At 42.0% G+C, this 11421-nt stretch carries 9 protein-coding genes and 1 tRNA gene; 7 read left to right on the top strand and 3 right to left on the bottom strand.

Annotated features, from left to right (window positions below):
• Positions 1-10: 10 nt before the first annotated feature.
• The 3 genes from ffh to D1164_RS19540 form a co-directional block, all read right to left on the bottom strand.
• Positions 11-1348 (bottom strand): signal recognition particle protein, encoded by a 1338-nt coding sequence (gene ffh, locus D1164_RS19530; RefSeq protein ID WP_119351590.1) that lies wholly within the window; start codon positions 1346-1348, stop codon positions 11-13.
• 120 nt (positions 1349-1468) lie between these two features.
• The gene (locus D1164_RS19535) at positions 1469-1846 is read right to left on the bottom strand and encodes a RidA family protein (RefSeq protein ID WP_119351591.1); all 378 of its coding nucleotides are present in this window, start codon (positions 1844-1846) and stop codon (positions 1469-1471) included.
• 11 nt (positions 1847-1857) lie between these two features.
• A complete protein-coding gene (locus tag D1164_RS19540; RefSeq protein WP_147372235.1) occupies positions 1858-4533 on the bottom strand; it encodes a putative LPS assembly protein LptD in 2676 nt (891 codons plus the stop codon).
• Positions 4534-4665: 132 nt separating this feature from the next.
• On the opposite strand from D1164_RS19540, the gene D1164_RS19545 reads away from it, so the two are divergent.
• From D1164_RS19545 to D1164_RS19580, 7 genes are all read left to right on the top strand, one after another.
• Positions 4666-5802, top strand: a complete 1137-nt coding sequence (locus D1164_RS19545; RefSeq protein ID WP_172594542.1) for an N-acetylmuramoyl-L-alanine amidase family protein — start codon at positions 4666-4668, stop codon at positions 5800-5802.
• A gap of 93 nt (positions 5803-5895) precedes the next feature.
• The gene (locus D1164_RS19550; protein ID WP_119351593.1) at positions 5896-7143 is read left to right on the top strand and encodes an MlaD family protein; all 1248 of its coding nucleotides are present in this window, start codon (positions 5896-5898) and stop codon (positions 7141-7143) included.
• Positions 7144-7427: 284 nt separating this feature from the next.
• Positions 7428-8873, top strand: coding sequence for a chromosomal replication initiator protein DnaA (gene dnaA / locus D1164_RS19555; protein ID WP_119351594.1), 1446 nt, complete (start codon positions 7428-7430; stop codon positions 8871-8873).
• Positions 8873-9472 (top strand): IMPACT family protein, encoded by a 600-nt coding sequence (locus D1164_RS19560; protein WP_119351595.1) that lies wholly within the window; start codon positions 8873-8875, stop codon positions 9470-9472. The genes dnaA and D1164_RS19560 overlap by 1 nt, the downstream gene beginning before the upstream one ends.
• A 305-nt stretch (positions 9473-9777) precedes the next feature.
• Positions 9778-10686 carry an aspartate carbamoyltransferase gene (pyrB, locus tag D1164_RS19570; protein ID WP_206611073.1) on the top strand — a complete coding sequence of 303 codons (909 nt, stop codon included), beginning with the start codon at positions 9778-9780 and terminating at the stop codon, positions 10684-10686.
• A 6-nt stretch (positions 10687-10692) separates the two neighbouring features.
• On the top strand, positions 10693-11163 hold the full coding sequence (gene pyrI / locus D1164_RS19575) for an aspartate carbamoyltransferase regulatory subunit (RefSeq protein ID WP_119351598.1): 471 nt from the start codon (positions 10693-10695) through the stop codon (positions 11161-11163).
• A 96-nt stretch (positions 11164-11259) separates the two neighbouring features.
• Positions 11260-11343 (top strand) — tRNA-Leu (locus D1164_RS19580).
• The last annotated feature ends 78 nt before the right edge of the window (positions 11344-11421 follow it).

Below are 11421 nucleotides of genomic sequence, written 5' to 3' on the forward strand. Positions count from 1 at the left end.
TGTGCCTTTATTATCTTCCTCCGGGCTGCCTCATTCCTCCCATCATACGTTGAATATTTTTTCCCTGCGAAACCATTTTCATCATTTTCCGGGTTTCGGAAAACTGTTTGAGTAGGCGGTTCACCTCCTGAATGCTGGTTCCCGATCCTCCGGCAATACGCTTACGGCGGCTGCCATTAATGAGAGATGGATCTTCCCGTTCGGCTGGCGTCATGGAGTAAATAATCGCTTCAATATGTTTGAAGGCATCATCATCAAGGTCCATGTTTTTCATAGCCTTGCCCATTCCGGGAATCATCGAAACCACATCTTTCAGATCACCCATTTTTTTGATTTGGTTGATCTGTTTCAGAAAATCGTTGAAGTTGAAAGTATTTTTAGCCAGCTTTTTTTGCAGTTTGCGGGCCTCTTCTTCATCATACTGTTCCTGGGCCTTTTCAACCAACGAAACAATGTCTCCCATACCGAGAATACGATCGGCCATTCTGGAAGGATGGAATACATCGATGGCATCCAATTTTTCGCCTGTTCCTACAAATTTGATAGGTTTTTCCACCACAGCCCGGATAGAAAGAGCCGCACCACCACGGGTGTCACCGTCGAGTTTGGTAAGCACAACTCCGGTGAAGTCGAGCCTGTCATTAAACTCTTTGGCGGTGTTCACTGCGTCCTGGCCCGTCATGGAATCAACAACAAACAGAATGTCGTTTGGCTGTACCGCTTTTTTGATGGAAGAAATTTCTTTCATCATCTGCTCGTCGATGGCCAACCTACCGGCAGTATCGATAATTACCACATCATGCCCCTGCTTTTTAGCTTCCTTAATAGCAGCCTGGGCAATTTTTACCGGATCCATGTTCCCCTCTTCGGTGTAGACGGGTACATTGATTTGTTCTCCCAGCACTTTCAACTGGTCGATTGCAGCAGGCCGGTAAACGTCGCAAGCCACCAATAACGGGTGCCTTCCTCTTTTGCGTTTAAGCATATTGGCCAGTTTGCCCGAGAAGGTGGTTTTACCAGATCCCTGGAGCCCGGCCATCAGGATAACAGAAGGAGAACCGCTCAGGTCGATGTCGGCTGATTCGCCGCCCATCAGTCCGGACAGTTCGTCTTTCACAATTTTCACCATTAACTGTCCCGGCTTCACAGCAGACAGTACTTGCTGGCCTAATGCTTTCTCTTTTACTTCGTCAGTAAATGTTTTGGCTATTTTAAAGTTGACGTCGGCATCGAGCAATGCACGGCGAATATCTTTCAGGGTCTCAGCTACATTTATCTCAGTGATTTTACCCTGCCCTTTAAGCAGTTTAAATGATCGCTCCAGCCTGTCGGTTAAGTTCTCAAACATAGATATAACATTTCATTTGAAAATGAGTCGCAAAAATACAAGGAAAAAGTGAAAAGGCAAAAGGTAAAAACAGCGGACTACTCATTTCCATTTTACAGAAATAAAAAATCCGATCCTGTTTTATTTTATCGCCACGGTTTCTATTTCTACCAAAGCGCCCAACGGGAGTTCCTTTACAGCAAAGGCAGCCCGTGCAGGTGGATTTTCCGGGTAGTACTTTCCGTAAACTTCATTCATTTCCTTGAAGTATTTCATATCGGCCAACAAACAGGTTGACTTTGCCACATCCCAGAAGCTATATCCGGCTGCGTCCAAAATGGCGCCAATATTTTTCATTACCTGCTCAGTCTGCTCTTTAATTCCACCTTCCACCAACTTCATATTTTCAGGATTCAGCGGAACCTGTCCCGAAATATAAAGGGTTCCTTCTATCTCTACGGCCTGACTGTAAGGTCCGATTGCCTGTGGCGCTTTGCCGGTTGAAATAATTCGTTTCATAATTATCAGATTTAGAAATTATCGTAGTGACTCTGGCGTTTCTGTATTTTAAGGTCTTTAAGCATCGATGATTTGGCGTTGATGGTGAAGCTGTAACTTTTCATATACCCAAACGGTACAAAGTTAAATGCCATGGACCAGCAGTGAAGATCGCGGTTTACATTGAAGGTGGTGAAAGAAAATTCTCCGGCCATAATATCGTAGTTGGTATTCATGCTGATCCTCCATTTATCGGTAAGGCTCAGGTTTCCGCGGACCCCAATAGTTTGTGTTATCCTTCCTTTTTCTGAAGGTCTTCGCGGCCCGGCATAATTAAAGCTATAGTCAAACCCAAAATCCCAGGGGATATTAAAATCAGCATAATGACTATAGTCTCCCGGCAATACATTTTCTTCCTCTATCAACTCCTTGTTCCGTTCGGCCTGTTCTTCACCCTTTTTCGATCTGAAATTCATTCCAAATGAAAGGTTTGCACGGGTAAGTCGTCCTAGTTTGGCCAAACCCGATTTTTCATTCCAAACATATTTATGAATTTTTGTCCCGTTTTCATTCGTCATATACGGATCGAGCACACCACCCATATTTATATTTACACCGGCAACAGTAGTCCGCGCCCTGATATTTATCGGCGACAGGTTTAACGAGTCGGCAATCAGATTGTAAGATGTGCTGAAACTCAGGTTATCGATAATTTTTACCTTTTTAAATTTTTCTTCTTCCCCCTCCATTTGAGTGGTATCCTTTCTATCAATCATCTTCATCTCAAGGTTATTATTGAGTGAAAACGAGATAGCTCCCGAGGCCCCCCTCCCAGGCGAACCACCGTAAATTCCCCCATCATTCACATCCAAAAAGCGGGTAGCACCGGTTGTATCCACCTGCACTTCTTTCCAGTAGCCAAACCGTTCGGCCCCAAAATCGGGCCGGTAGCTGATGCTAAATGAAGGTGTCATTTTATGCCGGATACCTTTCACCCTCGATTGCGGGTTAACCGGAAGAAACATCCCGTAAATATTGGTAGAGGCGCTTAAACTGTAAGAATAGTCATAAACCCTGTTTAACCCGGTAATGGTATCTATCCGGATGTCATCCGAGAAATTACCCGGATTGTTGAAATTTCCGTCTTTAACATACGTATAATCATATCTTTTAAAATACCACTTTTCGTTGTAGTTGAAACCGGGACTAAAATTAATATGGCTAAGCAAGTTAAAGCTGGGCAATGAAATCGGGATATTATGACGGATACCATTTTTCCAGTCGCGGGCAAACGACTTTTGCAAAATTTCTGACTCGTGGGCAGTAATTGAATTTCTAAGGTTTCCCGTATAATTTATACCAAATTTTTCGTACCATTTCAATGCACCAGACCTAACTTTTTTCCGCAACGGATAAACTTTTGCCATACTGAAGGTCATTTCAGGAAGCGATAACGTGAGAGAAGAATCGGTGGAATTTTGCGAATGCCTCAGGTTTACAGACAAATTGTAAGGCGTATTTTCAAACTTTTTGGAGAATGCAATACTTGATGACTTTTGACTTCTCAGGTAATTCTCGGCAGAAATGGCGTTTTGCTTGTCATACCCGCTGGTAGAAAAGTTTACGCTGGCCGAAAAAGTCTGGTTGGGGTTCGCCTTGGCATCCTGACTATGGTTCCAGGTAATCGCAAATTGTTTTGACGGATTATAATCGGGATCACCCTTTTCCTTATAAACATTTAAATTATAACGAAAATCGAATCCCCCGTTATATTTGTATCTTTTACGGTAATTGGTATGCAACTTGGTAGCCCACGAACCTTTGGAATAAATATCGCCCTGCACCGCCAAATCAAAATATTCACTGGCGGCCCAGTAGTAACCACCTTCCCTTAGGAAAAAACCCCGGTTATTCTCCTCGCCGTATGTAGGGATTAAAATCCCGGAAGAGTATGAAGGTGTATTGGGAAAATAGCCAAAAGGCAGGATGGGAAAATAGAGAGGAAAATCCTCCAGAACCATGTATGCCGGACCTGTAATAATCTTATTTTTTGAAATAACCTTTGCTTTGGTCAGGTGCAGGTAAAAATGAGGATGTGGTGCATCGCAGGTAGTATATTTCCCATCTTTTAAAACAAAAGCATCTTTCGATATCTTTTTTGTTCGCTGGCTGTGTACAAAACCTTCCCCCTGCTCCGTTACTACATCGGTAATAATTCCCTTTTCACTTTCAAAATTATACCGCAATGTATTCGATTCAAACTCATCGTTTCCGTCTTTAAAAATGGGCTTTTGAATCAAAGTTCCTGTGGAATCCTTAATGCCTTCAGCATACACTTCTTTGGTTTCCAAATCAAGTTCGATATAATAGGCTGTCAGTTCAATCTGCTGATACGTAACCTTTGCATTATTGTAGAGATACACTTTCTGCCCGTCGAATGAGCCTATAATTGAGTCTTCGGCATTGTAATCAATTGGCGCTTCAATGACAGGGGCCTTCTCCATAGCCATTGTGTCAGTCGAAAGGGAATCCGGAACAAAGAAGTCAGACTCAAGCAGACTTGGCACTATGGTATCCCGCCGGTCAGGCATGGTGCTGGTGGTATCAATCCCTGATAAATTTAAATTATCCGGCCTTGTCTCTGTTTGCTGGCCTAAAGTTATCAGTGGCAATACAGCAAGAAAGTATGTTATCAATAATTTGTACAAAATGTTTTCTGCATTTAATGCTTCTCCTCCTGGCTCGAGGTGCAAAAATAAAAATAAGGGTTATACCTGAGCCCTAATAAATGCAAAATAATTCTAATATTTCTATTTTTGTTCCGGAAACAGGAAACGATTATGAAAGTAGTGCCATACATCTGTGCATTTTTGTTTATTAATTGCGGGTTGCCGGGCGTAGTCCGTGCGGGCCCGCCAGTGGATGAATCGCATGTTCGTACCGTAGTCATTGACCCGGGCCACGGAGGCAGGGATCCCGGAGCCGTACATGGCCGTGCACGCGAAAAGGATATTGTTCTGGATATTTCATTAAGACTTGGGAAATACATTCAGCAGAACTTTCCCGAAGTTAAAGTAATATATACCCGCGACCGGGACGTTTTTGTCCCTCTCTACCGGCGGGCAGCCATTGCCAATGAAAATGATGCCGATTTGTTCATCTCGATACATGTAAACGCTGTTCAGCGGGGGTTGGTACAGGGAACGGAAACCTATATTTTGGGACAACATCGTACAAAAGATAATTTAGAGGTTGCTAAAAAAGAGAATGCTGTTATTTTGCTGGAAGACGATTACCGTACCACTTACGAAGGATTCGATCCTAACTCCTCCGAATCGTATATTATGTTTGAACTGGTTCAGGACGAATACCTGGAACAAAGCGCCATGCTTGCCTCTGCCATACAAGACCAGTTCAGGGAGCGGGCCAAACGCATCGACAGGAGCGTAAAACAAGCGGGTTTTTTGGTATTGCGACAAACCACCATGCCCAGCATTCTGGTCGAAACCGGTTTTTTGAGCCATCCCTCCGAACGGAATTTTCTAATGAGTGAACCGGGCAGGGATTACCTGGCATCGGCAATCTACAGGGCATTCCGGGATTATAAAAAAAAGGTGGAGGCCAAAAGCAGTTTCAACCTGGTAACAGTTCCTTCTGCCCCACTATCGCCCGGGAATGTCAACGGAAGTGAGAGCAGAGAAAATCAAGTTGCTCAAAAACCAGATATCATTTTTTCGGTGCAGGTAGCTTCACTTGCAAGTCCGGTAGAAATAAAACCCTCGAATTTTAACGGGGAAAGTGAAATATTCATGCAGAACAGCGGTAAAACGTACCGTTATTTTTGTGGGAAGTATAGTACAATTGAGCAGGCCAAAGCAGAAAGGAAACGGCTTCGGTCCAGGTTTAACGGGGCATTTGTGGTTGCCTTCGAAAACGGAGAATTGATTCCGGTAGATGTTGCCCTGCAAAAAATGTAGCCATTAAAAAAATGTTTTTCCGGTATATTTTAGGTAATTCCTGTTTGAATTCCCTAATTTTACTTCACTTATTGTTCATTAAATGACAGCAAAATGAAAGTTTCAAAGTATACCCGGTTGGGAATTTTAATTGTTTTATCTATAACCGCACTAATCTGGGGCCTGAGCTACCTGAAAGGAAATGACATCTTTAAGAAAAGCAATGAATACCATGTTATTTATAATCGGGTGGATGGCCTTTCCGGATCCAATGAAGTGATACTGAGTGGTTTTAAGATTGGCCATGTAAAAGAAATAAAATTTTTACCCGACAACAGTGGCAGGCTTTTGGTTACTGTTATAATTGATTCATCTGTAAAAATACCCGTAAATTCGGTAGCACAGATTGCAAGCAGCGATATTATGGGAACCCGAACTATCCGGATAAACTTAAGCGAAGAAAGTGAATTTTATAACGATAATGACACAATTCCCGGGGATGTGGAACGTGATCTGAAAGAACAGGTAAGTATGCAGGTACTTCCTATAAAAAATAAAGCCGAGGAGCTGCTCGGCACGATCGACTCGGCAATCACCGTGCTTACCGTAATTCTGAACGAAGATGCACGAAGAAACCTCTCCGAAAGTTTTGAAAACATCAACCAAACAATTTATAATATTGAAAGAACTACCGCCGACCTGCAGGAAATCGTATCATCGGAAAAGGAAAGCATGAAAAATGTTATCACAAACCTTGACACAATAACAACTGTTTTAAACCGGAACTCCGGGGAATTTGAAAACACCTTACAAAATTTATCTGCATTTAGCGATACGCTGGCTCAAATAACGGTATCTCCCCTACTCGGCACGATTCACGAATCAACGGAAAAAATCAATCTGTTACTGACGAAACTCAATAGTACAGACAATACCGCCGGGCGACTCTTTAACGATGATGAACTCTACCAGTCCGTAAACCTGCTCACTGAAAATCTAAATCTTTTAATGACTGATATCCGGGCCAATCCCGAACGATACCTTAGTTTTTCTGCAATCGATTTGGGCCGGAAAGTTTACGTGAATGCCTCCGGAGAAAAGGCTGGCGATATTATTTTTAAAGTACATTTGATATCGAGCGAGAACCGGATTCCGCTTGATTCTGAAAAGTTCAAAGGCTTTCAACCAGAAGAATATGAAGCCAGCGGAGCTTTTACATACCTGACCGGCACGTCAAACTCTTTTTCCGAAATTCTGGATCTGCATAAAAAAGCGCTAAAACAATTTCCGGATGCGTCTATTGTAGCTTTTAAAAATGGCCGGCTTATAAAACTGGAAAAAGCACTCAAATCGCTCCGGTAATTAACGGATAATTGTTAATAGTGTTCTTTATGAAAAATTAATACCTACTACTACCTACCAGTTAGCCTGCTACTAATCAAAATGTTAAAAGCAACACACTCATTTACAGGGCATTAATTAATTTTAGAAAATTATATATTTTAAAGTCCTCATAACGAAAACAATAAACAGTTTTTAAAAAAGTCAAGTGAAAACGGATTTTTTTTTTAACTTTTTTTTCGCAATTTTTGCTTTCGGGAATTAAAAAGGGAATTTAGTAGAACCTCAAAATCCAGCGAGTATAAATGAACAGCGAATATCAATCTGCGTGGGCTAAGTGTCTTGACATTATCAGGGATAATGTACCAGGGAGCAGTTATAAAACCTGGTTTGAACCCATCGAACCCGTCAAACTTGAAAACAAAGTACTAACCATTCAGGTCCCGAGTGCCTTTTTTTATGAGTACTTGGAGGAGCAGTTTATTGATATTTTACGAAAAACACTTCGGATGGTGCTGGGAAACGGCGCCAAACTGGAATATAATGTAGTGATGGGACCGGCCAACGGAGAAGCACGTGGAGGAAACGGGACTCCCTTTACCGTAAGCTATCCTACCAACAACAATTTAAAAATTCAAAACCAGCCAATGACCATTCCCCTGAAGGGAGATGAAAAGAAAGCCATTAAAAACCCATTTATTATACCTGGAATACAAAAATTGCAAATAGATCCGCAATTAAAACCCGATAATACCTTCGATAATTTTGTGGAAGGCGATTGTAACCGTCTGGCTCGGAGTGCCGGTTTTGCTGTGGCACGAAACCCTGGCGGAACTGCTTTTAATCCCCTGATGATTTATGGAAATTCCGGGTTGGGCAAAACTCATCTGGCACAGGCAATTGGAATTGAAGTGAAAGAACAGATGCCCGACAAGGTGGTACTGTATGTTAATGCCAATAAATTTCAAACACAGTTTACCGAGGCTACCCGGAACAATAACCGGAACGACTTTTTGCATTTCTACCAAATGATAGATGTACTTATTCTGGACGATGTACAGGAATTTGCGGGAAAAGAAAAAACACAGGAAACATTTTTCCACATTTTTAATCACCTTCATCAAACAGGAAAGCAACTCATATTAACTTCCGACAAGCCGCCCATCGAACTGAAAGGGATGGAACAAAGGCTGTTGTCGCGCTTCAAATGGGGCTTGACTGCTGATCTGCAAACGCCTGACTTTGAAACCCGCATGGAAATACTTCGCAGGAAAGTATATAAAGATGGTATTGATCTTACAGAAGATATATTGGAATATATTGCATCACATGTAACCAACAACGTTCGTGAACTGGAGGGTGCCCTTGTTTCGCTGCTGGCACAATCCATGCTTAACAGACGTGAAATTACACTTGACCTTACTTCGAAGCTTATCAACAAGTTGGTGAAAAATTCGAGAAGGGAACTCTCCATTGAGTATATTTCAAAAGTGGTGTGCGATTATTTCAACATGCCGGTAGAGTCGCTTCAGACCAAAACCCGGAAGCGTGAAATTGTGCAGGCAAGGCAAATTACAATGTACTTTTCGAAGAGCCTGACCAAATATTCACTGGCAAGTATCGGGGCGCAAATCGGGAATAAAGATCATGCTACCGTGCTCCATGCATGTAAAACCGTAAATAACCTAAAAGATACCGATAAAAATTTCAGGCAATACGTTGAAGATATCGAGAAAAAATTGACTATGTAGTGACAGATACCTACAAAACCATAAAAAGCAAAAGCGAAGGAAGCTTCAAAGACAAAGGAAGTAAATTCTTCGCTTTTGTTTTTCCTGTAAAAAATGAAGAAGAAGTTAAAGAGCTGTTAACCCAAATAAAAAAAGAACATCATAGCGCCCGTCATCATTGTTACGCCTGGCGATTAGGTACGGAAGACATCCTTTTTCGTGCGAATGATGACGGAGAACCCTCCTCTACTGCCGGAAAACCCATTCTGGGGCAATTGCAGAGCTTTGAGGTTACTAATGTTTTCCTGGTGGTTGTACGTTACTTTGGCGGGACATTGCTCGGTACAAGCGGTCTGATTAACGCCTACCGGACAGCTGCAGCCGAAGCGCTTAAAAACGCTGACATTGTAACCCGAATTATAGAAGAGAACTTCCGGCTGAAATTCACCTACAAAGAGATGAATGACGTAATGCAGATAGTTAAGCAGGAAAATCTGCATATCACAGATACCCGCTTCGAACTGGACTGCCAGCTCAATTTTTCTGTCCGGAAATCAGAAGCTTCCCGGATAGAAGAGCTGTTCCGCAATTTTTACGGCGTAGAAATAGAAAGTACTTAAAATGGTGAAAAGTGTTAATAAATTGGTTAAAAAAACTGCCCTGGCTTCGCTTTCATTTTTCAGAAACCTTTTACATTTGAACTCATGATGCATCGCCAAAAAAATCACCGACTTTTTTGTGGCAGTATCGCCTGCCAAAAAACCAATATTTTCATTTTCCGGCGCCTGGTCAGACTATTCCTTTCATGTTTCGACAAAATAAAAAGCACTATTGCTTTTCCAGAAAGCCGAAAGCCAATATTTTATTTTTCTGAAATATTGGCTTTTTTTCTGCAAAAAACGGACATTCAATATATATCAAAATAATGAAACGAGATTTAATTTCTATTACGGATTATTCGAAGGATGAATACCTGGAAATAATGAAACTGGCTGCGGAGTTTGAAAAAAATCCGAACCAAAACCTGTTGGAAGGGAAAGTAGTCGCTTCCCTTTTTTTTGAGCCATCTACCCGTACCCGGCTGAGTTTCGAAACTGCAATCAGCCGGCTGGGAGGAAGAATTATCGGAATTGCCGATCCTGGCAGTTCCAGTACGTCAAAAGGCGAAACATTACATGATACGATTAAAATGGTGAGCAACTATGCCGACCTGATTGTTATGCGGCATTCGTTGGAAGGAGCGGCACGATATGCAGCCGAGGTATCCCCGGTACCGGTAATCAATGCCGGTGATGGTGCCAATCAGCATCCCACCCAAACCCTGCTCGACATGTATTCCATTCTAAAAACACAGGGTTCGCTCGATAATATCAATATTTTTATGGTGGGCGATTTAAAATACGGGCGGACAGTACATTCTTTGCTCATGGCCATGTCGGAATTTGAAAATCCAATTTTCAATTTTATTGCGCCTCCTGAGCTGCAGATGCCTGCCGAGTACAAAATGTTCCTGCGGGAAAAAGGAATTCGTTTTTTTGAGCACCGTGAGTTTACCGATATTATCAGCGAAGCAGATATTATTTACATGACGCGTGTTCAGAAAGAGCGGTTTTCCGATCCGATTGAATATGAACAGGTGAAAAATGTGTACATCCTGCGTAACGAGATGTTGGCCAAAACCAAGCCCAACCTCAAAATTCTGCATCCGCTGCCCCGTGTAAACGAAATTCACACTGATGTGGATAAAAATGAAAAAGCCTATTACTTTACCCAAGCCCTAAACGGGGTTTATACACGCGAAGCTATCATTTCCCATATTATGAACCTCAAGTAGAAAATCATGAAGGACAACAATAAGAAAAAACTGAAACTCAAAGTCAGCGCCATAAAAGACGGTACTGTAATAGATCACATTCCCACACAAAACCTGTTTAAGGTTATCTCCATTTTGGGGCTCGACAAAATAGAGAACCAGATTACCTTTGGCGCGAATCTCGAAAGTGGAAAACTGGGCAGTAAAGCCATTATTAAAGTTTCCGACAGATTTTTCGAAGATGACGAAATCAATAAAATCGCCCTTATTGCACCACATGCCAAGCTGAATATTATTCGTGATTACGAAGTGGCAGAAAAAAAAGTGGTCGGGGTACCGAAAGAAATTACAGGTATTGTTAAATGCTTTAATCCTAAGTGTATTACCAATCATGAAAAAATGACTACCCGGTTTAGGGTGGTAGCTACTTCACCCATCGCATTAAGATGTAAGTATTGTGAAAAACATACTGTAGGGGACCAAATAAAAATGCTGTAAAAAAATCACCGGGATGTGTCTTCCCGGTGACGTTTTTTTATATATTTGCACCTCGAAATCGAGCTGAGTACAGTTCAACCGTTCTTTTAAAAATCAGCCCGGATGGCGGAATTGGTAGACGCGCTAGTTTCAGGGACTAGTGTCCGCATGGACGTGCAGGTTCGAGTCCTGTTCCGGGCACAAAAAGAGGAGCTTTAGGGCTCCTTTTTTTGTATTATGTCCTGCTTACTGCCCAAATATTTTCAGCCGTTACAATGA

The sequence above is a fragment of the Mariniphaga sediminis genome (assembly GCF_003573545.1).
In the GTDB taxonomy this organism is placed as follows: Bacteria; Bacteroidota; Bacteroidia; order Bacteroidales; family Prolixibacteraceae; genus Mariniphaga; species Mariniphaga sediminis.